General features: G+C 72.3%; 27 protein-coding genes. 16 read left to right on the forward strand and 11 right to left on the reverse strand.

Translation table 11 applies throughout. From position 1 onward, the window contains the following. Positions 1-159 precede the first annotated feature (159 nt). The 3 genes from ACFVDP_RS41205 to ACFVDP_RS41215 form a co-directional block, all read right to left on the reverse strand. Complete coding sequence (locus ACFVDP_RS41205; RefSeq protein ID WP_383502112.1) at positions 160-381, reverse strand: hypothetical protein; 222 nt, start codon at positions 379-381, stop codon at positions 160-162. 15 nt (positions 382-396) lie between these two features. Further along, positions 397-1,671 (reverse strand): anion permease, encoded by a 1,275-nt coding sequence (locus ACFVDP_RS41210; protein ID WP_383502115.1) that lies wholly within the window; start codon positions 1,669-1,671, stop codon positions 397-399. Between the two features lie 214 nt (positions 1,672-1,885). Further along, positions 1,886-2,629 carry a lysozyme gene (locus ACFVDP_RS41215; RefSeq protein ID WP_383502118.1) on the reverse strand — a complete coding sequence of 248 codons (744 nt, stop codon included), beginning with the start codon at positions 2,627-2,629 and terminating at the stop codon, positions 1,886-1,888. 179 nt (positions 2,630-2,808) lie between these two features. On the opposite strand from ACFVDP_RS41215, the gene ACFVDP_RS41220 reads away from it, so the two are divergent. From ACFVDP_RS41220 to ACFVDP_RS41230, 3 genes are all read left to right on the forward strand, one after another. Further along, entirely contained in the window at positions 2,809-3,486 is a 678-nt protein-coding gene (locus ACFVDP_RS41220; RefSeq protein WP_383502121.1) for a class II aldolase/adducin family protein, read from the forward strand. A gap of 189 nt (positions 3,487-3,675) precedes the next feature. Further along, positions 3,676-4,803 (forward strand): alpha/beta hydrolase, encoded by a 1,128-nt coding sequence (locus ACFVDP_RS41225; protein ID WP_383502124.1) that lies wholly within the window; start codon positions 3,676-3,678, stop codon positions 4,801-4,803. Positions 4,804-4,927: 124 nt separating this feature from the next. Next, positions 4,928-6,313, forward strand: coding sequence for a hypothetical protein (locus ACFVDP_RS41230; RefSeq protein WP_383502127.1), 1,386 nt, complete (start codon positions 4,928-4,930; stop codon positions 6,311-6,313). Positions 6,314-6,317: 4 nt separating this feature from the next. Here the strand turns inward: ACFVDP_RS41230 and ACFVDP_RS41235 are convergent, their stop codons facing one another. Next, positions 6,318-7,205: a neutral zinc metallopeptidase gene (locus ACFVDP_RS41235; RefSeq protein WP_383502130.1), complete on the reverse strand. Its 888-nt coding sequence runs from the start codon at positions 7,203-7,205 to the stop codon at positions 6,318-6,320. A gap of 202 nt (positions 7,206-7,407) precedes the next feature. On the opposite strand from ACFVDP_RS41235, the gene ACFVDP_RS41240 reads away from it, so the two are divergent. From ACFVDP_RS41240 to ACFVDP_RS41255, 4 genes are all read left to right on the forward strand, one after another. After that, positions 7,408-8,160, forward strand: a complete 753-nt coding sequence (locus ACFVDP_RS41240; protein ID WP_383502132.1) for a hypothetical protein — start codon at positions 7,408-7,410, stop codon at positions 8,158-8,160. Positions 8,161-8,302: 142 nt separating this feature from the next. Then, complete coding sequence (locus tag ACFVDP_RS41245) at positions 8,303-9,901, forward strand: ABC-F family ATP-binding cassette domain-containing protein (protein ID WP_383502135.1); 1,599 nt, start codon at positions 8,303-8,305, stop codon at positions 9,899-9,901. A 374-nt stretch (positions 9,902-10,275) separates the two neighbouring features. Then, entirely contained in the window at positions 10,276-10,497 is a 222-nt protein-coding gene (locus ACFVDP_RS41250; protein WP_018533414.1) for a helix-turn-helix domain-containing protein, read from the forward strand. A 152-nt stretch (positions 10,498-10,649) separates the two neighbouring features. Continuing rightward, positions 10,650-11,441: an enoyl-CoA hydratase/isomerase family protein gene (locus tag ACFVDP_RS41255; RefSeq protein WP_383502139.1), complete on the forward strand. Its 792-nt coding sequence runs from the start codon at positions 10,650-10,652 to the stop codon at positions 11,439-11,441. A 30-nt stretch (positions 11,442-11,471) separates the two neighbouring features. Here the strand turns inward: ACFVDP_RS41255 and ACFVDP_RS41260 are convergent, their stop codons facing one another. Next, positions 11,472-12,200 carry a nucleopolyhedrovirus P10 family protein gene (locus ACFVDP_RS41260; RefSeq protein ID WP_383502142.1) on the reverse strand — a complete coding sequence of 243 codons (729 nt, stop codon included), beginning with the start codon at positions 12,198-12,200 and terminating at the stop codon, positions 11,472-11,474. Between the two features lie 111 nt (positions 12,201-12,311). Between ACFVDP_RS41260 and ACFVDP_RS41265 the strand changes: the two genes are divergently transcribed. From ACFVDP_RS41265 to amaP, 5 genes are read left to right on the forward strand one after another with little or no spacing between them, the layout of a single operon-like run. Continuing rightward, the gene (locus ACFVDP_RS41265; RefSeq protein ID WP_383502145.1) at positions 12,312-12,788 is read left to right on the forward strand and encodes an Asp23/Gls24 family envelope stress response protein; all 477 of its coding nucleotides are present in this window, start codon (positions 12,312-12,314) and stop codon (positions 12,786-12,788) included. Positions 12,789-12,837: 49 nt separating this feature from the next. After that, the gene (locus tag ACFVDP_RS41270) at positions 12,838-13,023 is read left to right on the forward strand and encodes a hypothetical protein (RefSeq protein ID WP_338695133.1); all 186 of its coding nucleotides are present in this window, start codon (positions 12,838-12,840) and stop codon (positions 13,021-13,023) included. Between the two features lie 3 nt (positions 13,024-13,026). Beyond that, on the forward strand, positions 13,027-13,362 hold the full coding sequence (locus tag ACFVDP_RS41275) for a hypothetical protein (protein ID WP_383502148.1): 336 nt from the start codon (positions 13,027-13,029) through the stop codon (positions 13,360-13,362). Continuing rightward, the gene (locus ACFVDP_RS41280; protein ID WP_383502151.1) at positions 13,359-14,021 is read left to right on the forward strand and encodes a DUF6286 domain-containing protein; all 663 of its coding nucleotides are present in this window, start codon (positions 13,359-13,361) and stop codon (positions 14,019-14,021) included. The genes ACFVDP_RS41275 and ACFVDP_RS41280 overlap by 4 nt, the downstream gene beginning before the upstream one ends. After that, positions 14,018-14,605 (forward strand): alkaline shock response membrane anchor protein AmaP, encoded by a 588-nt coding sequence (gene amaP, locus ACFVDP_RS41285; protein WP_383502154.1) that lies wholly within the window; start codon positions 14,018-14,020, stop codon positions 14,603-14,605. Before ACFVDP_RS41280 ends, amaP begins: the two co-directional genes overlap by 4 nt. Before the next feature lie 158 nt (positions 14,606-14,763). Here amaP and ACFVDP_RS41290 read toward each other — a convergent pair whose 3' ends face one another. The 6 genes from ACFVDP_RS41290 to ACFVDP_RS41315 all read right to left on the reverse strand — a co-directional run bounded on the left by ACFVDP_RS41290 (position 14,764) and on the right by ACFVDP_RS41315 (position 20,329). Beyond that, entirely contained in the window at positions 14,764-15,519 is a 756-nt protein-coding gene (locus ACFVDP_RS41290) for an SDR family oxidoreductase (protein ID WP_383502157.1), read from the reverse strand. 4 nt (positions 15,520-15,523) lie between these two features. Further along, on the reverse strand, positions 15,524-17,320 hold the full coding sequence (locus tag ACFVDP_RS41295; RefSeq protein WP_383502160.1) for a glycoside hydrolase family 15 protein: 1,797 nt from the start codon (positions 17,318-17,320) through the stop codon (positions 15,524-15,526). 116 nt (positions 17,321-17,436) lie between these two features. Next, positions 17,437-18,234 carry an SURF1 family protein gene (locus ACFVDP_RS41300; protein ID WP_383502163.1) on the reverse strand — a complete coding sequence of 266 codons (798 nt, stop codon included), beginning with the start codon at positions 18,232-18,234 and terminating at the stop codon, positions 17,437-17,439. 88 nt (positions 18,235-18,322) lie between these two features. Next, a complete protein-coding gene (locus ACFVDP_RS41305) occupies positions 18,323-18,556 on the reverse strand; it encodes a hypothetical protein (protein WP_111667090.1) in 234 nt (77 codons plus the stop codon). Between the two features lie 63 nt (positions 18,557-18,619). Continuing rightward, positions 18,620-19,606, reverse strand: a complete 987-nt coding sequence (locus tag ACFVDP_RS41310) for a DEDDh family exonuclease (RefSeq protein ID WP_383502166.1) — start codon at positions 19,604-19,606, stop codon at positions 18,620-18,622. A gap of 90 nt (positions 19,607-19,696) precedes the next feature. Next, positions 19,697-20,329: a TetR/AcrR family transcriptional regulator gene (locus ACFVDP_RS41315; RefSeq protein WP_383502169.1), complete on the reverse strand. Its 633-nt coding sequence runs from the start codon at positions 20,327-20,329 to the stop codon at positions 19,697-19,699. Between the two features lie 123 nt (positions 20,330-20,452). Between ACFVDP_RS41315 and ACFVDP_RS41320 the strand changes: the two genes are divergently transcribed. The 4 genes from ACFVDP_RS41320 to ACFVDP_RS41335 are packed head-to-tail and all read left to right on the forward strand — an operon-like array spanning position 20,453 to position 24,683. Continuing rightward, on the forward strand, positions 20,453-21,250 hold the full coding sequence (locus tag ACFVDP_RS41320) for an acetoacetate decarboxylase family protein (protein ID WP_383502172.1): 798 nt from the start codon (positions 20,453-20,455) through the stop codon (positions 21,248-21,250). A gap of 1 nt (position 21,251) precedes the next feature. Then, a complete protein-coding gene (locus ACFVDP_RS41325) occupies positions 21,252-22,136 on the forward strand; it encodes an SDR family NAD(P)-dependent oxidoreductase (RefSeq protein ID WP_383502175.1) in 885 nt (294 codons plus the stop codon). Between the two features lie 22 nt (positions 22,137-22,158). Beyond that, positions 22,159-23,442 carry an amidohydrolase family protein gene (locus tag ACFVDP_RS41330; RefSeq protein WP_383502178.1) on the forward strand — a complete coding sequence of 428 codons (1,284 nt, stop codon included), beginning with the start codon at positions 22,159-22,161 and terminating at the stop codon, positions 23,440-23,442. Further along, positions 23,439-24,683 carry an amidohydrolase family protein gene (locus ACFVDP_RS41335; protein ID WP_383502181.1) on the forward strand — a complete coding sequence of 415 codons (1,245 nt, stop codon included), beginning with the start codon at positions 23,439-23,441 and terminating at the stop codon, positions 24,681-24,683. Before ACFVDP_RS41330 ends, ACFVDP_RS41335 begins: the two co-directional genes overlap by 4 nt. Positions 24,684-24,701 lie beyond the last annotated feature (18 nt).

The raw sequence follows: 24,701 nt of genomic DNA on the forward strand, positions 1-24,701 counted from the left end.
CGCCCCTGGGTGGGCGAGCGGAGCTCGCTTCAGGGGCGCGGGGAACTGCGCGACCAGCCACGAAGAAAGCGGCACCCGACACGCGACAGGCCGCGGCACACACAGAAACGGCGGGCCCGGACCACAGAGGTCCGGGCCCGCCGAAAGGGCTGTCGCGGATCACGCCACGATCAGAAAGATCCCGTACGCCACAGCCGCCGCACACGCCGCGAAGCACGCGTACGCGCCGGACACGACGAGCGTCGCCGAGTCGCCCCGCTGCGCCGCCGACTCCTTCTTGGAGAGTCCGACGATGCCCAGGGTGAACAGGCCCACCAGGGCCACGGTGATCACGAGGCTGACTCCGAACACGGAGCCGAGGGCCGCCCAGTCGATCTTCATAGCTGGTCCTGCTCCTTACAGCGTGGCGCCGGCGGGGCGCGCGGGGTCGGCCGGCGCGGGGGCCGGAATGGTCGCCTTCACGGCCGCGATCTCCTCGGCCTCCCCGGTGACCAGGGTGCCGACGGGCGGCGGGGTGACCGCGGCGATGGCCGTGGTCACGACACCCGCGGGCTCGGCGACGACGTCGACCTCGTCGGCGGTGACGTTCGTGTGGTCGATGGAGTCGCGGCGCGAGAGCTTCCAGATGACGCCCGCGCCGGCCACGAGCAGCGCGGCGGTGAGGCCGACGCCCCACGGGCCCTGCTTGGTCAGGAACTCGGCGCCCGCGCCGACCAGACCGGCGGCCGGCAGGGTCAGACCCCACGCGACGAACATCCGGGTCGCGGTCGACCAGCGGACGACACCGCCCTTGCGGCCGAGGCCGGAGCCCATGACGGCGCCGGAGCAGACCTGGGTCGTGGAGAGCGAGAAGCCGATGTGCGAGGAGGCGAGGATCGCCGTCGCGGCGGACGTCTGCGCGGCGAAGCCCTGCTGCGGGGCGAGGTCGGTGAGGCCCTTGCCCATGGTGCGGATGATCCGCCAGCCGCCCAGGTACGTGCCGAGCGCGATGGCGGTGCCGGCCGAGACGATGACCCACAGCGGCGGGTCGGCGTCGGGCGCGATGACTCCGCCGGTGATCAGGGCCAGGGTGATGATGCCCATCGTCTTCTGCGCGTCGTTCGTGCCGTGCGCGAGGGAGACGAGTCCGGCCGAGGCGATCTGTCCGGTGCGGTAGCCCTTGGCGGTGGCCTTCGCGTCGGTCTTGGCGCTGATCCGGTAGGTCAGGCGCGTGGCCAGCATCGCGGCGAGGCCGGCGACGATCGGCGCGGCGACCGCGGGGAGCAGGATCTTGGTGACGACGGTGCCGCCGTTGACCGAGGACCAGCCCATCGACATGACCGCGGCGCCGATGAGGCCGCCGAACAGGGCGTGCGAGGAGCTGGACGGCAGACCGAGCAGCCAGGTCAGCAGATTCCAGAGGATGGCGCCCACGAGCGCCGCGAAGATGACCTCTGTCTTGAGGCCGTCCTCATTGATGATGCCGCCGGAGATGGTCTTGGCGACCTCGACCGAGAGGAACGCTCCGACGAGGTTCAGCACGGCGGACATGGCCACCGCCGTCTTCGGCTTCAGGGCGCCGGTCGAGATGGTCGTCGCCATCGCGTTGGCGGTGTCGTGGAAACCGTTGGTGAAGTCAAAAACCAGTGCGGTAACGATCACGATCGCAAGGAGCAGCGTGATGTGTTCCATTTACCCAGGCTTCGGTTGGACGTCAGTGGCGCTTCGAACGTAAGCACGTCGGGTGAACGGAAGATGAACTGGGTCGGGCGTCCTGGTGACCCGATCCGGAGCGCTGCCACTCCGCTTGGCGCGTGGCGGTGGCACCGACTCCGGATCGGCCCGGAAGGCGACCCCTCGGAGGCCCGGAATCACGGGTTCCGTGGGACTTTGGTCCCGGTTCCGGCTAGCCCCGGGCGAACCTCTTCAGCTGGGCCATGGACCCGTTGAAGAGATTCTGGTCACCCGGCAGCCCGCCGCTGTTGTCGTACTGCCAGAACGTCCAGTACGACCATCCCCTGGGCAGCGACCCCGCGCTCGCGTCGTAGCGTGCGAGCCACAGGGCGTGGTTGGCGGCGAAGGCCCCGCTGTTGCCCGTGCAGGTCTTCCACCAGTGGTAGTTCGTGTAGATCACCGGGCGCCGGCCGGTCAGCCGCCGCACCTCGGCGCTGAACGAGCCGATCCACGACACCAGGCTGCCCTTGCTCATGCCGTAGCACTTGTGCTTGTCGTACGGGTTGAACTCGATGTCGAGCGCGGGTGGCAGCGTCCAGCCGTCCCCCTGCCACCACCCGCCGTTGCGCACGAAGTACGCGGCCTGGGTCCTGCCCGACGACTGGTCGGGCACCGCGAAGTGGTAGGCGCCCCGGATGATGCCGGCCTTGCGGGCGCCTTCGTACTGCTGTGAGAAGTAGGGATTCTTGTAGGTCGTGGACTCGGTCGCCTTCACGTAGGTGAACCGGGCCCCTTTGTTTTTCGCCTTCGACCAGTTGACATTCTTCTGGTGCGACGAGACGTCGTGTCCCCACGGCCGCGCCGCCGCCTGGGCCGGCAGCGCGGCGAGGGCCGTCGCCCCCATGGTCAGTGCGGTGACGGAAGCCGCCGCGAGCAGGCGCGCACGACGACGGGACGGTTTGCTATCACGAGCCATATTTCCCCCCGGATGGCGACGTGCATGACAAATCTCCCAGAGATTACCGGAAGATCCCGACTTGCCCGTCGAAGCCCAGCCAATTGCCCTCAGTGGGGGGATACCTGCCCATAGGGGAGCATCCGGACTCCTTGCCTCCGTACCCGGTCGGGTGCTTCCGCGGCTGGCAGGATGCCGCCATGACGGATCCGACAGATCACGGGCAGGCCTGGGAAGAACTGGTGGCGACAGCCCGCAGAACGGTCTCCGACGGACTCGTCGTCGGTACCTCCGGCAACGCCTCGGTACGCGTCGGCGACGGCGGTGACGACGACCTGATCCTCGTCACCCCGAGCGGAGTCCCGTACGACCGGCTCGGCCCGGACGATCTCGTCGCCGTCGGCCTCGACGGCACCCGGCGCGCGGGCCTCCTCGCCCCGACCAGTGAGCTGCCCATGCACCTCGCGGTCTACCGCAACACCACCGCGCGGGCCGTCGTCCACACCCACGCCGTGCACGCCACGGCCGTCTCCACGCTCGTCCGTGAACTCCCGGCCATCCACTACATGGCGGCCTCCATGGGCGGCACCGTCCGTGTCGCCCCCTACGCGACGTACGGCACGGAGGAGTTGGCCGAGAACATGCTCGCCGCGCTGGCCGGGCGCACCGCTTGTCTCCTGCGCAACCACGGCACCGTCACATACGGAGACTCCCTCTCCCAGGCCTACGACCGCACCGCCCAGCTGGAATGGATGTGCCGCCTCTGGCTCACGGCCCACTCCGTCCCCGGGCTGCGCCCCGCACTGCTGAGCGACGCACAGATGGCGGAGGCGGCACGCCGGCTCGACGGATACGGGCAGCAGCCCTCGCCGCGCTGACCCGGCCGGGCCCCTCCGCCCCGCGGGAATGCGTACGAAGCGCCCGGCGGAGCACTCGTAGGGGACCCAGCGAAGCGAGGAGGCCCGGTGAGAAGAACCCGTACGCACTTTCCGCCCAGCCCGGCACGCCCGTCACTCGCATCCTCCGTCCCGCTGGCCCGGCCGCGCCCGGGCCCCGACACTGGACGAGTGCGCACCGCCAAAGCGACGGCCGCTGCCGTCACCGCCGTCATCGGGGCCTCGGCCGCCGCCATCGCCGTCGGCCGCCTGGCCAGCGACGCCGCGCTCAAGGCGCCCGCAGGACGCCCCCTGCCCACCGAGCCACGACTCACCGTCCACGCCATCGCCGCGGGACACATCACCCTCACCCGGGACCTGGCCTCCCAGTACCCCGGCACCTACGGACTCGCGGGCGACGGCTTCCACGCCGTCGTCGGCCCGGTCGTCGACTCGGCCCCGCACCCCGCGGACACCGTCGTACGCCGCCTGGAGCGGGTCACCCACGGCACCCTCGAACCCGGCGCCAGGGCCTGGCTCACGCCCCAGGTGCACATCGGCGACCCCAAGTCCGCGCTCGGCCTCGACCACGCCGACATCGACATCCCGGGCGAACTCGGCCCGCTGCCCGCCTGGTTCGTGCCCGGCGCCCGCGACACCTGGATCGTCACGGCGCACGGCCTCGGCACCACCCGAGAACACCCCATGAACCTCATGGACTTCCTGCACCGGCAGCGGTTCCCGATCCTCGACCTCGCCTACCGCGGCGACCTCGGCGCGCCCCGCCCCCCGGACGGCCTGAACCACCTCGGCGAGTCCGAGTGGCGCGACCTGGACGCCGCGCTGCGCTACGCCGTGCGCTACGGCGCCCGCCGCGTCATCGTCATCGGCTTCTCCACCGGCGCCGCGATGGCCCTGCACGCCGCCGCCCACTCCGCGCTGCGCGACCGCATCGCCGGCCTGGTCCTGGACAGCCCGGTGCTGTCCTGGGAGGCGACCCTGCGCGCCCTGGCCGCCGCCCGCCGCACCCCGGGCGCGCTGCTGCCGCTCGCGGTGCGCGCCGCCCAGGGCCGCACCGGTCTGACCGGTGACCGGCTCGCGGACGCCGCGGACCCGCGCCTGCTCAAGGTCCCCACGCTGCTGGTGCACGGCCCCGACGACGAGGTCGCCCCCTGGGCGCTCTCCCGCCAACTGGCCGCCCGCCGCCCGGACCTGGTCTCCCTGCACACGGTCGACGAAGCCCCGCACAACGCCATGTGGAACGCGGACCCGACCACGTACGAGGAGACCCTGCGACGCTTCCTGACGCCGCTGATGTGAACACGGGTGCGGGGCCCCGACAGCGGGCCCCGCACCGCCCCCGGGCCGACCCCGCACCCCGGGGCGAGCGCCGAACACAGGGCCGCGTTTGGGAATTAGCGGGGTCACCCTGGAGACTGCTCCAGTGACGTCCCGTACCCCGCGCGACTCCAGGCTCCGACTAGTCCGCCCTCGCCGCCAGCCGCTGGCCCCCGCTGCCCCGCGCCGAGTGGCCCGTCCCGCCCCGCGCCCCCCGGAGGGCACCCCGCCCCCCGCCGAACTCGCCCGCACCGCGCGCGAGGGCCTGGCCGCCGCCGTCCGCGTGGCGCGCTGGGCGGACGCCACGCTCAGCCCCGGCAACCACACCGCCGCCGGGGACGGCAAGGGCACCCTCTCCGACGCCACCGCGCGCCGCGCCGCCGACGACCTCGGCCTCAGCGTGCGGCAGATCCGCGCCGACTGGGACACCGCACGCCTCGCCGGCCTCGTCGAGGTGCACGGCGACAGCGCCCGCCCCGGCTGGCGGCTGCGCGCCTGGGACCGCGACGACACCGCCGTGCTGCGCGGCTGGGTCGCCCTGTTCGACGCCTGGTCGCTGGTCCACCCGGCACCGGACGCCCTGGAGCCCGCCGCGGTCGCCGAAGTCGTCGAGGCCGTCCCGCAGTTGCTGTCCTTCCTCCAGCTGATGGCGGGCCCCGTCGCGGCGGCCCAGCTCCTGGACCTCCTCGACCAGCGGGTCGCCGAACTGCGCACCGAGCGCTGCGAGATCCCCTTCGGACCGCAGCCGGAGCCGACCCCGCCGGAGAACACCCCGCTGCGGCCGCTGCTCGACTGGACCCTGCACGGCCTCGCCTCCGTCGGCGCGCTCATCTACGCCGACGCGCAGGCCACCCTCACCCCGCTCGGCAGCTGGGCGGTCTGGGTCAAGCTGGAGCAGATCTGCGTCGCCGCCCAGTCCCCGGCGGGCAACATCGAGGTCAGCGCCGAGGACATGCTGCGCGGCTGCGCCCGCCTGCGGCCCAACGCGGCACGCGCCGAGTACCGCGCCTGGCTCGCCGCCCGCGACACCGGCACCGCCGTCATCGAGCTGATCGAGGCCGCCCGCGGCGAGGACGCCCTGCTGCGCGGCCTCGCCTTCGAGGCGCTGCGCGTCGTCGGCGGCCCCGCCGAACCCGAGGTGCGGCGCGCCGCCGACGAGCCGGGCCTGCGCCCCTACGCTCTCCTCTGGCTCGCCGAGGCGGAGGGCGCCGACCCCGAGGACGTGCACACGGTCCTCACCCGCGAGGAGGCCACCTGGCTGTGGGTCGACACCGCGGCGGCCGTCGCCGACCACGGTGAAGCCCCGCTCCTCGTGCGGCACTTGGAGTCCGCGGTGCAGCCGACCGTGCCCGCGCTGATCGCGGAGGTCCGCGCCGTCGGCCACCCCCGCACCGTGCAGGTGCTGGTCGCCCTCGCCGCCGCCCACCCCGACCCGGCCCTCGCCAAGGCGGTCCGCCGTGCGGCCTTCCAGGTCCACACCGGCGGGGCCTGACGGCCTACTTGAAGGTGTTGCACTGAGCCATGTCGCCGGTCCTGTAGCCCTGGTAGAACCACTGCTGGCGCTGCTGGGCCGAACCGTGCGTCCATGACTCTGGTGTCACCCGGCCCTGGTAGCGCTCCTGGATCCGGTCGTCGCCGACCGCGGCGGCCGCGTCCAGACCGTCCCGGATGTCGGCGTCGGTCAGGCTCGTGATCAGCGGCCGCCCGGTCGACTCGTCGGGTGTGCGCGTCGCGTTGCGGGCCCATACGCCCGCGTAGCAGTCGGCCTGGAGTTCCACCTTCACGGCGTTGCTGTTCTGCCCCGTGCGGCCGTCCTGCGAGCGCGAGAGGGTGCCCATCAGGTTCTGCACGTGATGCCCGTACTCGTGCGCCACGACGTACGCCTGCGCGAACGGGCCGCCGCTCGAACCGAACTTCGTGCGCAGCTCGTCGAAGAAGCCGAGGTCGAGATAGACCTTGCGGTCCCCGGGGCAGTAGAACGGGCCCACCGCCGACGTCGCCGCCCCGCACGCCGTGCTCACGCGGTTGGTGAAGAACACCGTGGAGGCGCCGCTGTAGCGGGCGTTGCGGCGCGCGAACTCCTGCTGCCAGAAGTCCTGCACGCTGTTGACGACCGCGACGATCCGGCAGTCGTCCTTGGTGTTCGCGTCCGAGCCCGTACGGCACTGCTGCTGCACCTGCGCCGCGCTCGACACGCTCGTCGCGGGAGTGCCGCCGCCGTCCGAGGACAGCCCGAACTCGTTCGTGCCGAAGAACAGGCCGAGCACCAGCGCCAGCAGACCGGCGAGACCGCCGCCGATCGTCGCCTTCCCGCCGGGCACCCGGCTGCCCCGCTGGTCCTGGACCTCCGACGTGTCCAGGTTGGCGTCGTCGTCGAACTGCATGCCCGTACCGCCCTCTCGCCGGAACCCACCCTGCTCATCCTCTGCCGTGGCGTGCCCCCGGGCCCGGATCCGGCGGCCGAACGGGGGACGCGTGCGCCCGCGCACGCCGTGTCGCCGCCGCCCGCCACCCCGCTCACCCGCCCCACGGCTACGCTCTGCGCCTGATTCGTGGCCCGTGGTGAGGAATGAGGGGGAGCGTGCGATGGCGGTGCTGCCGCTCGACGTGACGGCAGGGCGGGGCCCCGCACAGCCGGTGTCACGCCCCGCACGCCGACCGCCCCGCCGGCCCCGCGCCGGACTCCTCCGGCCGGTGCTCGCCGCCCTCCTCGCGCTGCCGCTGATCGCGGCGGCCCACGGCACGCGCCCGCACCCGTTCGGCGACCACATCGCGCGCGTGCCCGCGCACAGCGGCGCGCCCGCCCCCGCCCTGCGCGTCAGCGACGGGGCCGTCGAGGCGTACGACGCCGGGGGAACCCGCTGGCGCCACGCGCGCGAGGGGCGGCGTGCACGCGCCGTGCTGCCCGCCGCCGGGCACGCCTTCGCGCTGTGGAGCGACGGCCTGGTCACCGACATCGAGCGCCGCACCGCGGCCGCCGTCCGCTGGCACCGCGCGGTCCCGGACGCCGCATCCTGGCTGCGCACCCCGGGAGCGCAAGGCGGCGCCGGTGTCCTCCAGCCGCTGGGCCCGGGGGCCCGGATGCTCGCCGTCGTCACCCCGCAGCGCATCGCCGCCTACCGCACGGCCGACGGCGACCTGCGCTGGGTCCTGCCCGCACGCGCGGGCTGCGCGTTCGCCCCGGCCGCCGCCGCCCGGCGCGGGACGGCGCTGCTCGTCGCCCAGCCCTGCACCGGCCACGACGCTGCCTGGACCGACCAGATCGTCGCCGTCGACGACCTCGGCAGGATCGCCCCCGGCCGGACCCCCCTCGGCAACGAGCTGCCGGGGGAGCGGTAGGGCCCCCTCCGGGACGCGTGGGAAAAGCCCTTGCATCCCACCGGTAAGCTGGGCTGTATGACGTTTCTTCTCTGGGTGCATTAGCGGCACAGACCGGCCCCCGACCCGTCAATCAGCCGTTCACTGCCCTGGAGACCCACCCGTGCTCACCGCATCCGGTATCGAACTGCGCGCAGGCGCCCGCATCCTCATCGAGAACGCCAGCTTCCGTATCGCCAAGGGCGACCGCATCGGTCTCGTCGGGCGCAACGGCGCGGGCAAGACCACCCTCACCAAGTGCCTGGCCGGTGAGGGCGTCCCGGCCGGCGGCACCATCTCCCGCTCCGGCGAGGTCGGCTATCTGCCGCAGGACCCGCGCACCGGCGACCTCGACGTGCTGGCCCGCGACCGCATCCTCTCGGCCCGCGGCCTCGACACCCTGATGCGCAAGATGCGCGAGAACGAGCAGCGCATCGCGACCGGCTCGGGCGCCACCCAGGCCAAGGCCCTCAAGCAGTACGAGCGCCAGGAGACGGAGTTCCTCACCAAGGGCGGGTACGCCGCCGAGGCCGAGGCCGCCACCATCGCCGCCGCGCTCAACCTCCCCGACCGCGTGCTGGGCCAGCCCCTGCACACGCTCTCCGGCGGTCAGCGGCGCCGTGTCGAGCTGGCCCGCATCCTCTTCTCGGACGCGGACACCCTGCTCCTCGACGAGCCCACGAACCACCTGGACGCGGACTCGATCGTCTGGCTGCGCGACTACCTGAAGACGTACAGCGGCGGCTTCATCGTGATCTCCCACGACGTCGACCTGGTCGAGACGGTCGTCAACAAGGTCTTCTACCTGGACGCCAACCGCTCCCAGATCGACGTCTACAACATGGGCTGGAAGCTCTACCAGCAGCAGCGCGAGGCCGACGAGAAGCGCCGCAAGCGCGAGCGTCAGAACGCCGAGAAGAAGGCCGCCACGCTGAACGCGCAGGCGGACAAGATGCGCGCCAAGGCCACCAAGACGGTCGCCGCGCAGAACATGGCGAAGCGCGCCGACAAGCTGCTCGCTGGCCTGGAGGAGGTGCGCCAGAGCGACAAGGTCGCCAAGCTGCGCTTCCCCGACCCCTCGCCGTGCGGCAAGACGCCGCTGATGGCCGAGGGCCTGTCGAAGTCGTACGGCTCGCTGGAGATCTTCACCGACGTCGACCTGGCCATCGACAAGGGGTCAAGGGTCGTCATCCTCGGTCTCAACGGCGCGGGCAAGACGACCCTGCTCAAGCTCCTCGGCGGCGCCGAGAAGCCCGACACCGGGCAGGTCATCGAGGGCCACGGCCTCAAGCTCGGCTACTACGCGCAGGAGCACGAGACCCTCGACCCCGAGCGCACGGTCCTGGAGAACATGCGCTCCGCCGCCCCCGACCTGGACCTGATCCAGGTGCGCAAGACGCTCGGTTCCTTCCTGTTCTCCGGTGACGACGTCGACAAGCCGGCGGGGGTCCTCTCCGGCGGTGAGAAGACCCGGCTCGCCCTGGCGACCCTGGTGGTCTCGTCGGCGAACGTCCTGCTCCTCGACGAGCCCACGAACAACCTGGACCCCGCCAGCCGCGAGGAGATCCTCGGCGCGCTGCGCACCTACAAGGGCGCGGTCGTCCTGGTCACCCACGACGAGGGCGCCGTCGAGGCGCTCCAGCCGGAGCGGATCATCCTGCTCCCGGACGGCGTCGAGGACCTGTGGGGCCAGACCTACGCGGATCTGGTCGCACTCGCCTGACCGGCTCGGGGCCGCTCCGGAGGCGTCAGCACGGCTTGATCGAATAGTTGATCCACTCGGTATGGATCATTCGGCCGATCCGTGATCCTTCATCTGAGTGAGATCGCCTCGTACCGAGGTGTGTCCTACACGGATTTTGCCCCCGCCTCGGGCCTGAAGCCCTTGGGGCGCCTGGGCAGTCGCTGACCTGGCGGTTTTTTCGAGCGGGTGGTTCCGGGTGGTGGGAAAAGCCTCCGGAATCACGAATTCCACTCGTGTGGATCCCCTGCGGAGCGGGAATTCCCGGCCCACGGACCTTGCCGAATGGGTGGCCAGGAACGCCACGAGGGGTGATCATGGGAAATCCAGAGCGCACTTCCCATGAGGAGGCACGGGTGGCCGAGACTCTGAAGAAGGGCAGCCGGGTAACCGGCGCCGCGCGCGACAAGCTCGCGGCAGACCTGAAGAAGAAGTACGACTCCGGTGCGAGCATCCGGGCACTGGCCGAGGAGACCGGCCGCTCGTATGGCTTCGTCCACCGGATGCTCAGTGAGTCCGGGGTCACGCTGCGCGGTCGCGGCGGGGCCACGCGAGGCAAGAAGGCCGCGGCAAGCTGACGCGGCCGGCCCGTCCGCCCCCTGGCGGCGGGCCGTACCGGCTCCCGCGGTGACCACCCGGTCGGTTCTCCGATCGGCCGGGTGGTTACTGTGCAGTCACTTAGGTCGTTCACGTCGTTCGTGGACACGACTGCGCAGACTCGGAGGCCCAGATGGCTACGCTCGTACCCCTGATCGAAAAGGACGGGGTCCGGCTCACCGTCGACGATGCCATCGCCACGGTGACCCTGACCAACCCGGACAAGCGCAACGCTCAGTCTCCCGCTCTGTGGCGGGCGTTGACGGAAGCCGGGCGGTCACTGCCGGGCTCCGTGCGCGTCGTCGTGGTGCGCGGTGAGGGCAAGTCCTTCTCCGCGGGCCTCGACCGTCAGGCGTTCACGCCCGAGGGTTTCGACGGCGAGCCGTCCTTCATCGACCTGGCACGCGGCGGCGACGATCTCCTGGACACCACGATCGCCGAGTACCAGGACGCTTTCACCTGGCTGCGGCGCAGCGACATCCTGTCCGTCGCCGCGGTCCAGGGGCATGCGATCGGAGCGGGCTTCCAGCTCGCCCTCTCCTGTGACCTGCGCGTCGTCGCCGACGACGTGCAGTTCTCCATGCGCGAGACCAGCCTCGGACTCGTACCGGACCTGACCGGCACGCACCCGCTCGTCTCGCTCGTCGGATACGCGCGCGCCCTGGAGATCTGCGTCACCGGGCGCTACGTGCACGCCGACGAGGCCGTGGCCAGTGGCCTGGCCAACGTCGCCGTGCCCGCGGACGCTCTGGACGCGGCCGCCTCCGACCTGGTCGGCGCACTCCTCGCCGCGCCGCGCGACGCCGTCATCGAGACCAAGGCCCTGCTCCAGGGCGCGTCCCGCCGGACCCTCGACGAGCAGCGGACCGCCGAGCGGGAGGCTCAGGGCCGCCGGCTGCGGGATCTGGCGGGCATCGCCGACTGAGCCGACGGACGCACCGGCCCGTCACGCTGCTCAGGGCGTCACTTCGGTGACCAGCACCGCGACGCTCGGGCCGTCGGTGAAGGCCGCGGACACGGCCTCGCGGACGGCCCGCGCCACGTCCAGGGCCCGGTGCGACGACGCCACCGCCAGCTCCACGCGGACGTGCCGGTGCGCCAGCGCGGCCGGGGCCGGGGTCTCCTCGATGTGGACCGCCCGGCCCAGGCCGCCCAGCGCACCCGTCAGCCGCGCCACCCCGGCGACCGTCAGCGCGGCCCGCGCCGCCCGGCCCTCGTCACCGTCCGGGCCGGACTTCTCGTCCGCGGCGTCGGCGGGCTCCTCCTTCTCCGCCCCCTCCGCCGGATCGCTGTCCAGCAGCGCCGTCACCTGGAGATCCACCTCGGCCACCACCAGGCCGAGCCCGTCCCGTGCCGCCTGCGAGAGCGCCTCCCGCAGCCGGGCCGCGGCCTGCGGCAAGGGCTCGTCGGCCGTCGTCGCGCACTCCGCGTCGATCCGCAGCGGCCCCGGCGGCAGCGCGCTCGGCGGGGCCGGCACCACGGACGTGTACGAGCCGTTTTCCTCGGCCAGGGCGAGCCGCAGGGACCCCAGCCGCACCCCGCGCACCGTGGTCACGGCTCGGCGCAGCGCCTTTTCAGCCGCGCTCTCCGTGATCCACGCGCCGTCACCCGGTCCGCCCAGTGGCAGCAGCCTGCCGAATCCGAGCTGTTGCCGCACTGCCTGTGCCCATCGGTCCGCTGTCATCCACCCAGGCTGCCTCATCCCGGGCGCGGGGTCGGGTAACCGCACTTAGTGTGGGCAAAAGAAGGCAGGATCCCGCAGGGAGACCGCACCTCACAAGAGGGGACACCCCCGATGAGCGACACCGCACAGAAGCCGGGCGACACACCCGCCTCCGCGCCCACCGGCCGGACCAACGTCACCAAGAAGGGCGGTGGCGACCCCGCGGGCCGCGGCCGCACCACCATCGCCGACGGCGTCGTCGAGAAGATCGCCGGACTCGCCGCACGCGACGTACTCGGCGTGCACGCGATGGGCAGCGGCCTCTCGCGCACCTTCGGCGCCGTCCGCGACCGGGTGCCCGGCGGGTCCGACAAGTCCGTGTCCCGCGGTGTGAAGGCCGAGGTCGGTGAGGTACAGACGGCGCTCGATCTGGAGATCGTCGTCGAGTACGGAGTGTCGATCGCGGACACCGCACGCGCCGTGCGGGAGAACGTGATCGCGGCCGTCGAGCGGATGACGGGTCTCGAGGTCGTCGAGGTGAACATCGCCGTCAGCGATGTGAAGCTGCCGGACGAGGAAGACGAAGAGCCGGAGTCACGGCTCCAGTGACGGCTACGTGTAGCGGGCTTGGCAGAAGGCCCCGGAGAAGGAGCGCACGATGAATCTGGCCGTGATCGGCATGATCGCCGGCATGGCTCTCGGGTTCGCCGGATACTTCGGTGGCTTCGGGGCCTTCCTACTGGTGGCGGCGCTCGGCGCCATCGGCTTCGTCGCGGGCCGGTTCCTCGAAGGGGACCTGGAACCCGGCGAGTTCTTCCGCTCGCGCGGCGACCGGCGGCGGTGACCGATGGCGGCACAGGTCGCGCCGGCCGAGCGCGGCGCGACCCGGATCGCCGACCGGGTCGTCGCGAAGATCGCCGCACACGCGGCGCGTGAGGCGCTGGACACGATTCCCGAGGACGGCGCGCCACCGCACGCCGCGGTCACCGTGCACCAGGACACCGCCCGCGTCCGCATCAGCCTGGAACTCGGCTTCCCCACCGACATCGGCGCCCAGTGCGGCGCCGTGCGTCGTCAAGTGGCCGAGCGGGTAAGGACATTGGCGGGAATGGAGGTGCCGGAGGTGGCCGTCCTGGTGGAGCGGCTGCACTCGGCGCACACCGAGCGGGGGAGGATCCGATGAGCGAACCCACCCGGCCGATGCCCGTCGTTGAGCGCGGCCCGGACACCGCCGACGGCCTCGACCAGTCGGCGTCCGCGGCCTCCTACGTGCCGCGCCCCACCCTGGAGGGCGAGGAGAAGCCCTCCAGGTTCTGGTCGGCCCGGCGGGTCCCCGCCGCGATCGTGGCCCTGGTGCTGCTCGGCGGCGTGGGCGTGCTGCTCTACGACATCGCCGCCGTGCGGGCCGGACGCGACGCCATGCAGTGGCGCCGCACCCTCGCCGACGACCTCGCGACCCGCCCGCTCCACGACACCGCCGTGCTGATCGGCGCGGGCGTCGCCGTCGCGATCGGCCTGTGGCTGATCGTCCTCGCGCTGACGCCGGGGCTGCGCGCGGTCCTCGCGATGCGCCGGACCCACCCCGACATCCGGGCGGGCCTGCACCGGGACGCCGCCGCGATGGCGCTGCGCGACCGGGCCATGGAGGTCGCGGGCGTGCAGTCCGTACGCGTCCGCATGAAGCGGTCCAAGGTGGAGGTGCGGGCGATCTCGCACTTCCGTGAACTCGACGACGTACGAGCCGACTTGGACACCGCGCTGAGCGACGGCATCACAGGTCTCGGGCTCGGTTCCGCGCCCGGTCTCTCGGTCCGCGTGGCGCGGCCCGGACGGAAGGGATGAACGGCGTGCTCAGGACGGTGAACCGGATCGTGCTCGGCCTGGTCGGCCTGCTCCTCGTCCTCGGCGGCGGCTCGGTGCTCGCCGTGGGGCTCGGGGTGAAGCCGCCGTCCTGGTGGATCCACGACGGCAAGAACGACGTCCTGCTGAGCGCCGCGGACCGGCAGCGCTGGCGCGCCGACGGCTGGTGGTGGCCGGTGGTGATCGCCGTGCTCGCCGTCGTCGTCCTGCTCGCGCTGTGGTGGCTGGTCGCCCAGTTCCGCCGGCGCCGGCTCACCGAGGTGCTGGTCGACACCGGCGACGGCGAGGGCGCGCTGCTGCGCGGCCGCGCCCTGGAGAGCGTCCTGGTCAGCGGCGCCGAGGCGCTGGACGGAGTGGAACGCGCCGGCGCCGTCCTGACCGGCCGCCGCTCCACGCCGCAGGCGAGGGTGGCCCTCACCCTCGCCCCGCACGCCGCCCCCGGCGAAACCCTGGACCGCCTCAGCGAGGAGGCCCTGACCCAGGCGAAGGACTCGGCGGGCCTGGCCTCCCTCCCCGCGGAGGTCCGCCTCAAGGCGGTCAAGCACCGCGCGGAACGGGTGAGCTGAGGGCCCTTCCCCTCAAAGAAGCCCGAGCCTGGCCATCTCAAGCCCGTCCGGCGTTTGAGGACGAGCCCGGTACTTCAAGCCGGTCCGGCGTTTGAGGACGAGCCCGAAGGGCGACAGACGGGGCGCAGCCCCGTGCCCCCACCCCCCGGGCGGACCCCCTAAAACCCGTGCCGAAACCCACCGTCGACCGGCAACATGACCCCGGTCAAATAAGACGCGGCCGGCGACAAGAAGAACGCCGCGGCCCGCCCGAACTCCTCCGGCGCCCCGTACCGCCGCAACGGAATCCGCGACTCATTGGCGGCCCGGGTGGCCACCGGGTCCGCCGAATACCCGTCCAGCTCGCGCACGCGATCGGTGTCGATCCGGGCCGGCAGCAGCCCCACGACCCGGATGCCGCGCGGCCCCAGCTCGTCCGCGAGGGACTTGGCGAACCCGGCGAGCCCGGGCCGCAGCCCGTTGGAGATGGTCAGCCCCGGGATCGGCTCGTGCACGGAGCCGGAGAGCACGAACCCGATGACGCCGCCCTCACCGAGCTCGGCCGCCGCCGTCCTGGCGATCCGCACCGCGCCCATGAACACCGACTCGAACGCCGACGCCCACTGCTCGTCCGTGTTGTCCGCGACGAACCCGGGCGCGGGCCCGCCCACGCTGACGAGAATCCCGTCGAACCGGCCGAACTGCTCGCGCGCGACGCCGATCACCCGCTCGGCGACGGCCGGATCGGCGTTGTCGGCGGCGAACCCGAAGGCGTTCGGGCCCAGCTCGGCCGCGGCGTCCTTGACCTTCTGCTCGTCGCGCCCGGTGATGACCACCTTCGCGCCGTCGCCGACGAGCTGGCGCGCGGCGGCGTTGCCGAGGCCGCGGGTGGCGCCGGTGACTACGTAGACACGGTCCTTCAGTCCAAGATCCATGGCTCTATCCTGCCTCTCCGTCCCCGTCCTCGGCGAACAGGGTCATCGCGGTGGTCACGAGGCCGATGTGGCTGAACGCCTGCGGGAAGTTGCCCAGCTGGCAGCCGGCCACGGGGTCGTACTCCTCGGCGAGCAGCCCCACGTCGTTGCGCAGCGCCACGAGCCGTTCGAACAGCTCCCGCGCCTCCTTCGTCCGTCCTGTCATGTGCAGCGCGTCGGCCAGCCAGAACGAGCAGACGAGGAAGGCGCCCTCACCGCCCGGCAGGCCGTCGACCTCCGACCCGGTCGTGCTGTACCGGCGCAACAGGCCGTTGTGCGACAGCTCGTCGCGTACCGCGTCGACCGTACCGACGATCCGCGGGTCGTCCGCCGGCAGGAACCCCACGCGGGGCAGGAGCAGCAGCGCCGCGTCGAGTTCCCGCGATCCGTAGGACTGCGTGAACGTGCCGCGCTCGGCGTCGTACCCGTGCTCGCACACGTCGCGGTGGATGGTGTCGCGCAGTTTGCGCAGCCGTTCGAGGTCGCCCGGCAGCTGCGGGTCCTCCTCCATCGCCCGCACGGTGCGGTCCACCGCGACCCACGTCATCACCTTGGAGTGGACGAAGTGGCGGCGTGATCCGCGCACCTCCCACAGCCCTTCGTCCGGTTCGGACCACGCGTCCTGGAGGAAGTCGAGCAGCGCCAGTTGCAGCCGCCAGGCGTGCGGCCCGGCCTCCAGACCCGAACGCCGGGCGAGCGCCAGGGAGTCGACCACCTCGCCGTACACATCGAGCTGCAACTGCCGTACCGCTTCGTTCCCGGTCCGTACGGGACGGGAGGCGCGGAAGCCGTCCAGCCAGTGCAGCTCCTGCTCGGGCAGCCGCCGCTCGCCCGCGAGCCCGTACATGATCTGCAGGTCGGCGGGGTTGCCCGCGGCGGCCCGCAGCAGCCAGTCGCGCCAGGCCTTGGCCTCGTCCAGATAGCCCGCCGACAGGAGCGCGCCGAGGGTGAGGGTGGAGTCGCGCAGCCAGCAGTAGCGGTAGTCCCAGTTGCGTACGCCGCCGATCTCCTCCGGCAGCGAGGTGGTGGGCGCGGCCACGATGCCGCCGGTCGGCGCGAACGTCAGCGCCTTGAGCGTCAGCAGGGAGCGCAGCACGGCGTCCCGGTGCGGCCCGTCGTAGCGGCAGTGGTCGGCCCACGCCCGCCAGTCCTCCAGGCTGTGCTCCAGGGATTCGTACGGGTCGACCAGGGCGGGACGTTCCTCGTGCGAGGGGTGCCAGGTCAGCACGAAGGCGACGCGCTCGCCCTCCTCCACCGTGAACTCCGCGTGCGTGGCGAAGTCCTCGCCCCAGCTGTGCACCTCGGGCTCGCTGCGCAGCCACGTCGAGTCGGGTCCGGCGACGGCCACCCGGTGTCCGTCGACGCGGCGCACCCACGGCACGACGGAGCCGTAGTCGAAGCGCAGCCGCAGGGCGCTGTGGACGGTGACCCGGCCGCTCAGCCCCTCGACGATGCGGACGAGGTCGGGCGCCTGGTCGCGCTGCGGCATGAAGTCGGTGACCCGGATGCTGCCGTCGTCGGTGTCCCACTCGGTGTCGAGCACGAGGGAGCCGGGCCGGTAGGCGCGCCGGGCGCAGTCCCCGTCGGCGCCCTTCGGGGCGATCCGCCAGTGCCCGTTCTCCTCGTCGCCGAGCAGCGCGGAGAAGCAGGCGGGCGAGTCGAAGCGCGGCAGACACAGCCAGTCGACGGAGCCGCCCCGGGAGATCAGCGCGGCGGTCTGTTCGTCGCCGACGAGCGCGTAGTCCTCGATGGGTCGATGCATAGAGTTGCGGTTGCCCCGTCAAGGGCCCGAGGAACTGCTTCAGCGGTCACACACAACCGGTACGCGCGACGAGCGTCAACCAGGCAGCCGAGCGCGGGCCTGTCCGGCAGCCCGGTCTAGACGGCGGCCGGGGCCACCTCGTCCACGGGCTCGTCGTCCTCCTTGCGGCGCCGGTCGCGCAGCTCGCGCCGGAGCAGGACCACCCAGCCGATGGGCACCGCGGCGGCGAACAGCCACCACTGGTAGGCGTACGCGAGGTTCAGCGCGGCGTCCTCCTTGCCGGGCTGGCCGAGCTGCTCCGGGGTGTCGCCCTTGGGGGCGGGCCCGGTCTGCGCGATGTACCCGCCGAGCACCTGGGCGTCGCCGCCGAGGCGCTTCGCCTCCTGCTTGCTGTTGACCAGCATGACCTGGCGGTCGGGCAGGCCCTTGAGGTTCTTGATGCCGCTGGCCGCGGTCGTCTCGTCGGGCATCAGCCGGCCCTGGAGGGTGACCTGGCCGCCCGGCGGCGCGGGGACCTTGGGGAAGGCGGTCTGGCTGCCGCTGTCGGGGATCCAGCCCCGGTTCACCAGCAGGGTCTTGCCGTCCTTCAGGACGAACGGGGTCAGGACGTGATAGCCGACCTCGTCGTTGGAGTTGACGCGGCGGCGCACGACGACCTCGTCCTCGGTGTCGAAGCGGCCGGTGGCCGTGACGGTGCGGTAGCGCTCCTTGCTGGTGACGGTGTGCCCGACGGACGCCAGGTCCTCGACGGGGACCGGCTCCGCCTTCAGCGCGTCGGTGACCAGCTGATTGCGGGCGGCGCGCTCGTCGTGGCGGTGCATCTGCCAGATGCCCAGCCGGATCATCGTGGGGATGAGGACGAGGGCGACCAGCGTGAGGATCACCCACTGCCGAGTCAACAGGAAGCGGTACACCCCATGACGGTACCGCTCGGCCATGGGGTGTTTTCAGGGGGGTGCGCCCGGCTTGGGCGGTGGGGTGCTGTAGGGGTGTCGTGCGGGCTCAGACCTTGTCGACGATGCCCACCCGCCCCTCGGAGCGGGCGCAGTGCGCCCCGCAGTACCAGTGGCCCTCCACCTCGACGCCCTGCCCGATGATCCGCGAGCGGCAGTGCTCACAGATGGGCGCCATGCGGTGGATGGCGCAGGAGAAGCAGTCGAAGACGTGCACCGCGCCCTGCGCGTGCACCTCGAACGACATGCCGTAGTCGTTTCCGCATACCTCGCAACGTGCCATGCGCCACAGGGTGCGGGTGCGGGCCCCGGCGGGCGAGCGGGCGCGGGGCGAGTCGCCCCGCAATCACCCGTCCGCAGGGGTCACATGGGCCAGCAGTTGGCCGAACGCCGCCTCGTCCACGACCGGCGTGCCGAACTGCTTCGCCTTCACGGCCTTCGACGTGTACGAGTCCGGGTCATTGGTCACCAGCAGGCTGGTCAGCCGCGACAGGCTCGTCGCCACGTGCAGGCCCGCCTCGACCGCCCGGTCCTCCAGGAGCTCCCGGTCGACGGAGGTGTCCCCGGAGAACGCGATCCGCATGCCCTGTTTGAGTGGCTTGTCCGGTTCGTAGCGGCCCGGGTTCGGGTACGGGCACGCCGGCCGCTTGCGCGAGGGACGCCAGCCGGCCGTGGCGCCACCGCCGCCGCGGTACGAGGACTGCTGCTGACGCGGCACGGACTGCTCGGCCCACTCGGTGAGCGGGCGGCACTCCAGGAGCGGCAGCCGCATGTTCCTCGTGGCCGCCGCCGTCAGGCTCGGGCGGAACGCCTCCGCGAGCACGCGCGCGTCGTCCAGCGCGTGGTGCGCGTGCTCCTGGACGACACCGAAGTGCGCGGCCAGCGACTCCAGCTTGTGGTTGGGCAGCGGCAGTCCGAGCTCCTTCGACAGGGCGATGGTGCACAGCCGCTGCCGCACCGGCGCGGTGCGCTGCGCCCGCGCGTACTCGCGGGAGATCATCGACCAGTCGAACACCGCGTTGTGCGCGACCAGGACGCGGCCGTCGAGGCGCGCGGCGAACTCCTCGGCGATCTCCGGGAAGAGCGGCGCCCCCGCCAGCACGTCGTTCGTGAGGCCGTGGATCCAGACCGGGCCCGGGTCCCGCTCCGGGTTGACCAGCGTGTACCAGTGGTCCTCGACCTCGCCGCGGGCGTCCAGGCGGTAGACGGCAGCGGAGATTATCCGGTCGTCCCTGGAGAGACCGGTGGTCTCCACGTCGACGACCGCGTATCCCTGCGGATACGCGGCCGGCCAGGGGGCTGCGGACGCTGCGGTCGGGTGGTCTTCGAGCATGGTCCCTGAGGATACGGGCCCGCACTGACACTCCGGTCGCCGCCGTCCCCCCTCGCGTGCCTTCCGGACACCGGCCGGGCCGGCCCCGGGTCAAGTGGCCGGACCGAGCAGCGACTTCACCAGGGCGCGTACCGACGTCTCGAAGAGCCGCTCCGCGTCCACGGGGGCGGCGAGGGCGCGGGCGAGCGCCCGGTCGTCCTCGGCGGCGGCCGCCTTCTCCCCGGCCCACAGCTCGTCCTCGCCGGGCCGCTGCACCGGAGCGCGCTCCCTGTTGCGCTCCACCAGGACGTGCCCGACGACCTGGAAGAGCACCGCCCGCACGGCTTCGGCGGCGTCCGCCCCGCGCAGCCCCGCCGCGTGCACCTCGTGCACGAGGGCCCGCTGCACGGGGAGGAACATGTGCTCGGTCAGGCCGCGCTCGTGCACCATCGCCACCAGGTGGGGACGGTCCCGCAGCTGTCGGCGCAGGGTGCGGGCGATCGAGACGACCCGGGCCTGCGGGCTGCTCCCGCGCGGCCGGATCGTGCCGAGGTCGGCGACGGTGCGCCGCACGAGGGCGTCGAGCAGCGACTCGCGATTGCCGACGTGCCAGTAGATCGAGGTGACGGCCGTGCCGAGCTCGGCGGCGAGCTTGCGCATGGACAGTGCCTCGGGGCCGTGCTGCTTGACCAGGTCGCCCGCGACGGACAGCACCTCGTCCCGGGTGAGCGGCGTGCGTGCCATGGCCCCGGCCCCCTCAACTCCCGTCCGTGCACATGTCTTTACCCTTCATCGCCGCCGGTGTAACTGTGTTACAGGCGCCGAGCGAACGACCCCCGACACGTCACGGACGAAGGGCGGTACGACATGGCACGCGTACGGTACGGAGCGCGCACCGAGGCGGAGATCGCCGCAGCACGCACCGCGAGCAGCAAGCTCCCCGACATCTGGTCCACCGGCGTGGTCGCCGTGTGGGAGTCCGATCCGGACGCGGTGGCCGCGGTCCTGCCGCCGCCGCTCAAGCCCGCCGCGCGGCCCCTGGTGCGGGCCAACATCAGCAAGGTCGACCTGCCGGGCTACCCGCTGGGCGCGGGCTCGGTCGCCGTCTCCGCCGAGCACGGGGGAGTGGCGGGCTGGTATCCGCTCGTCATGCCGATGACCCACGAGCGGGCCCTCATCGGGGGCCGCGAGGTCTTCGGCGAACCCAAGAAGCTCGGCGAGGTCACCGTGGAGCGCGACGGGCTCGTGGTGCGCGCCGCGCTCGCCCGGCACGGCATCGCGTTCGTGGAGGTGCGCGGCGCAGTCAGCGGCAGCCTGCCGGTGCCGGAGCCGTCGCAGAAGACGGACTTCTACTTCAAGTTCCTGCCCGCGGTGGACGGTTCGGGCTTCGACGCGGACCCGGTGCTCGTGCACTGCCTGCGCAACGAGAAGGTCAGGAAGCTGGAGCGGATCACCGGCGACGTCGTCCTGCGCGAGTCCATGTACGACCCCATCGCCGACCTTCCCGTGCGCACCCTGGTCGAGATCACCATCGGCGAGAAGACCACCGACCAGAGGGGAAAGGTCGTCGAGCGGGTCAGCGCCCAGGCCCTGCTCCCGTACATCCACCAGCGCTACGACGACCCCCAGCAGATCCTCGACGGCCCGCCCGAGGGGAGCGTCTGACATGGAGCTGCGGGAGGGACAGGTCGCCGTCGTCACGGGCGCGGCGAGCGGCATCGGGCTCGCGATGGCACGGCGGTTCGCGGCGGACGGCCTGAAGGTGGTGCTCGCCGACGTCGAGAAGGGCGCCCTGGAAGCGGCGGCCGACGCACTGCGGGCGGACGGGACGAGCGTGCACGCGCGCGTGGTCGACGTAGGGGAGCGCGAGCAGGTCGTGGCCCTGGCCGAGGACACGTACGCCACGTTCGGCGGCTGCCATGTGCTGTGCAACAACGCGGGCGTCGGCTCGGGCGCCGAGGGCCGCATGTGGGAGCACGAACCCAACGACTGGAAGTGGGCGTTCAACGTCAACGTGTGGGGTGTCTTCCACGGCATCCAGGCGTTCCTGCCCCGCATGATCGCGGGCGGCGAGCCGGGCCACGTCGTCAACACGTCCTCCGGCGACGGCGGCATCGCGCCGCTGCCCACGGCCTCGGTCTACGCGGTCACGAAGGCCGCCGTCGTGACGATGACCGAGTCGCTGTACGCGCATCTGAAGGCGGAGCACGCGCGCGTGGGTGCCTCGGTGCTCTTCCCCGGCCCCCACATGCTGCGCACCGGGCTGTGGGAGTCGCACCGCAACCGGCCCGACCGGTTCGCCAAGGAGCGCCCCCGCAAGTCGCCGTACCGCAGCCTCGACCAGTGGGAGGCGGCGATGAAGGCGGCCGGCAAGGAGGTCGCGTTCACGCCCGTCGAGGAGGTGGCCGACCTCGTCGCCGAGGGCATCGCGGCGGACCGTTTCTGGCTGCTGCCCGAGAGCGAGCACAGCGACCGGCAGATCCGGGCGCGCTCGCAGTCGATGCTGGACCGGGCGAACCCGGCGTATCTGGAGAGCTTCATTCTCGACTGACACCTCCGAGGAGGCACGCACGATGAGCAACCAGGACCCGTACCTGATCATCTCCTCCGACTGCCACGCCGGACTGCCCACCGAGGAGTACCGGCCCTACCTGGACAGCCGGTTCCACCGCGCCTTCGACGACTTCCTCGGTGAGCGGGACAAGCGCCGCGAGGAGGCGACGCGGCTGGGCATCCGCAACGACGCGTTCGCCGCGAAGTGGTTCCAGGACAACGAGGAGGGCCTGCGCGGCGGCTGGGACGCCGCGCAGCGCCTGAAAGAGCTCGACGGAGACGGGGTGGCCGCCGAGGTCGTCTTCCCCGACGCGGACGCAGTGGACAGCCAGACAGCGGCCCCCTTCGGGGTCGGGCTCGGCCTCTCCGGCGACCAGGACCCCGAACTCGGCATGGCGGGCGCCCAGGCGCACAACCGGTGGCTCGCCGAGTTCGTCGGACAGAATCCCGAACGGCACTGCGGTGTCGCGCTGTTGCCCATCACGGCCGATCCCGACAAGGTCGTCGCCGAGGTGCACCGGGCCAAGGAGTCGGGGCTCGGCGCCCTGATGATCCCCTCCATGTGGGTCGACAAGGACCCCTACCACGCCCGCCGTTACGACCCCGTGTGGGCGGCGGCTGCCGAGTGCGGGATGCCCGTCGTGACGCACTCGGGGGCCGCGCCGCGCCACGAGTACGGCGATCACCTCGGCATCTACGTGAGCGAAGTGACCTGGTGGCCCGCGCGACCGCTCTGGTTCCTGCTCTGGTCCGGCGTCTTCGAGCGGCACCCCGGCCTCAAGTTCGGCGTCGCCGAGTCGGGCTGCTGGTGGCTGCCCAATCTGCTCTGGTTCATGGACCGCCTCTACCTGGGCGCCCACGGCGGCAAGAAACTCTCCCCGTTCGCCGAACTGAAGCGCCCGCCGCACGAGTACCTCGACCGGCAGGTCTTCATCTGCGCCACCAACACCAAGCGCCGCGAACTCGCCCAGCGCTACGAGATCGGCGTCGACAACATCCTGTGGGGCAGCGACTTCCCGCACCCCGAAGGGACCTGGCCGGACACGCGCGCGTGGCTGCGCAGAACCTTCCACGACATCCCCGTCGACGAGACCCGGCGCATGCTGGGCCTGGCCGCCGCCGAGGTCTTCGGCTTCGACACGGACGCCCTCGCCCCGCTCGCGCGGCGCATCGGCCCGACCCCGGCCGACCTCGGACAGGACGCCGACCAGGCGGCCGTCGAGGCGTCCTGGGCGCGCTCGCGCGACGTGGGCCGGCACTGGCTGACCGACCACGACTTCCCGACGACAGGGGTGACCCCATGAGCCCTATGAGCCCTTCCCCGGACCGCTACACGGTGATCTCCGCGGACTGCCACGCGGGCGCCGATCTCCTGGACTACAGGCCCTACCTGGAGTCACGGCACCACGACGCGTTCGACGCGTGGGCCGCCACCTACGTGAACCCCTACGCCGACCTGCTCGCCGACACCGCCGACCGCAACTGGAACTCCGAGCGCCGTATCGAGGAGCTGGAGCGGGACGGCGTCGTCGGCGAGGTCGTCTTCCCGAACACCATCCCGCCGTTCTTCCCGTCCGCCTCGCTCATGGCACCCGCGCCCACGCGCGAGGAGTTCGAGCGGCGCTGGGCGGGCCTGCGCGCCCACAACCGCTGGCTCGTGGACTTCTGCGCCGCCGCCCCGGGCCGCAGGGCGGGCGTCTTCCAGATCCTCCTCAACGACGTGGAGGAGGCCGTGAAGGAGATCCGCTGGGCGGCGGACGCGGGCCTGAAAGGCGGCCTGCTGCTGCCCGGCACCCCGCCGGGCTCCGGTCTCCCGGAGCTGTACTCGTCGACGTACGACCCGATCTGGCGGGTCTGTGCCGAACTGGGCGTGCCGGTCAACCACCACGCGGGCTCGGCCTCCCCGCCGCTCGGCGACGAACCCGCCGCCCGTGCGGTGTTCATGGTCGAGACGACCTGGTTCTCGCACCGCGCCCTGTGGCACCTCGTCTTCGGCGGCGCCTTCCGCAAGCACCCCGACCTGAAGCTCATCCTCACCGAGCAGGGCTCCGGCTGGATCCCCGGCGTCCTCGACATGCTGGACTACTACCACGCGCGTCTCGTGCGGGCCGCCACGAAGGCGAACACCGCGGAGTCCAAGTTCGGCGCGGGGCTCGGCGATTCGATGGGCAAGGGCCCCTCCACCGTGTGGCGGGAGAACTGCTACGTAGGAGCGAGTTTCATGCGCCCCCACGAGGTGCCGCTGCGCGACCGCATCGGCCTCGACAAGATCATGTGGGGCAGCGACTACCCGCACGACGAGGGCACCTACCCGTACACGCGCGAAGGGCTGCGCATCGCCTACGCGGGACTGCCGCGCGACGAAATCGCCGCCATGGTCGGCGGCAACACCGCCCGCGTCTACGGCTTCGACCTCGGCCTCCTGGACCCGATCGCGGCCCGCGTGGGCCCCACCGTCGCCGAGATCGACGAACCGCTCAAGGAGCCCCCGGCGGACGCCACGAGCCCGGTGTTCGCGCCCGGAGCGTCGGTCCGGGTCTGGTGAGACCCAGGGCTGCCATGC

Source organism: Streptomyces sp. NPDC057694 (assembly GCF_042799415.1).
Lineage (GTDB): Bacteria > Actinomycetota > Actinomycetes > Streptomycetales > Streptomycetaceae > Streptomyces.

Excerpts from the sequence above, each read along its gene's own strand:
- ACFVDP_RS41330 (WP_383502178.1), top strand. The coding sequence starts at position 22,159 with ATGAGCAACCAGGACCCGTACCTGATCATCTCCTCCGACTGCCACGCC.
- ACFVDP_RS41265 (WP_383502145.1), top strand. The coding sequence starts at position 12,312 with ATGAGCGACACCGCACAGAAGCCGGGCGACACACCCGCCTCCGCGCCC.
- ACFVDP_RS41260 (WP_383502142.1), bottom strand. The coding sequence starts at position 12,200 with ATGACAGCGGACCGATGGGCACAGGCAGTGCGGCAACAGCTCGGATTC.
- amaP (WP_383502154.1), top strand. The coding sequence starts at position 14,018 with ATGAACGGCGTGCTCAGGACGGTGAACCGGATCGTGCTCGGCCTGGTC.
- ACFVDP_RS41290 (WP_383502157.1), bottom strand. The coding sequence starts at position 15,519 with ATGGATCTTGGACTGAAGGACCGTGTCTACGTAGTCACCGGCGCCACC.
- ACFVDP_RS41310 (WP_383502166.1), bottom strand. The coding sequence starts at position 19,606 with ATGCTCGAAGACCACCCGACCGCAGCGTCCGCAGCCCCCTGGCCGGCC.
- ACFVDP_RS41275 (WP_383502148.1), top strand. The coding sequence starts at position 13,027 with ATGGCGGCACAGGTCGCGCCGGCCGAGCGCGGCGCGACCCGGATCGCC.
- ACFVDP_RS41295 (WP_383502160.1), bottom strand. The coding sequence starts at position 17,320 with ATGCATCGACCCATCGAGGACTACGCGCTCGTCGGCGACGAACAGACC.
- ACFVDP_RS41320 (WP_383502172.1), top strand. The coding sequence starts at position 20,453 with ATGGCACGCGTACGGTACGGAGCGCGCACCGAGGCGGAGATCGCCGCA.
- ACFVDP_RS41205 (WP_383502112.1), bottom strand. The coding sequence starts at position 381 with ATGAAGATCGACTGGGCGGCCCTCGGCTCCGTGTTCGGAGTCAGCCTC.
- ACFVDP_RS41220 (WP_383502121.1), top strand. The coding sequence starts at position 2,809 with ATGACGGATCCGACAGATCACGGGCAGGCCTGGGAAGAACTGGTGGCG.
- ACFVDP_RS41235 (WP_383502130.1), bottom strand. The coding sequence starts at position 7,205 with ATGCAGTTCGACGACGACGCCAACCTGGACACGTCGGAGGTCCAGGAC.
- ACFVDP_RS41335 (WP_383502181.1), top strand. The coding sequence starts at position 23,439 with ATGAGCCCTATGAGCCCTTCCCCGGACCGCTACACGGTGATCTCCGCG.
- ACFVDP_RS41270 (WP_338695133.1), top strand. The coding sequence starts at position 12,838 with ATGAATCTGGCCGTGATCGGCATGATCGCCGGCATGGCTCTCGGGTTC.
- ACFVDP_RS41255 (WP_383502139.1), top strand. The coding sequence starts at position 10,650 with ATGGCTACGCTCGTACCCCTGATCGAAAAGGACGGGGTCCGGCTCACC.
- ACFVDP_RS41315 (WP_383502169.1), bottom strand. The coding sequence starts at position 20,329 with ATGGCACGCACGCCGCTCACCCGGGACGAGGTGCTGTCCGTCGCGGGC.
- ACFVDP_RS41305 (WP_111667090.1), bottom strand. The coding sequence starts at position 18,556 with ATGGCACGTTGCGAGGTATGCGGAAACGACTACGGCATGTCGTTCGAG.
- ACFVDP_RS41240 (WP_383502132.1), top strand. The coding sequence starts at position 7,408 with ATGGCGGTGCTGCCGCTCGACGTGACGGCAGGGCGGGGCCCCGCACAG.
- ACFVDP_RS41325 (WP_383502175.1), top strand. The coding sequence starts at position 21,252 with ATGGAGCTGCGGGAGGGACAGGTCGCCGTCGTCACGGGCGCGGCGAGC.
- ACFVDP_RS41280 (WP_383502151.1), top strand. The coding sequence starts at position 13,359 with ATGAGCGAACCCACCCGGCCGATGCCCGTCGTTGAGCGCGGCCCGGAC.
- ACFVDP_RS41215 (WP_383502118.1), bottom strand. The coding sequence starts at position 2,629 with ATGGCTCGTGATAGCAAACCGTCCCGTCGTCGTGCGCGCCTGCTCGCG.
- ACFVDP_RS41210 (WP_383502115.1), bottom strand. The coding sequence starts at position 1,671 with ATGGAACACATCACGCTGCTCCTTGCGATCGTGATCGTTACCGCACTG.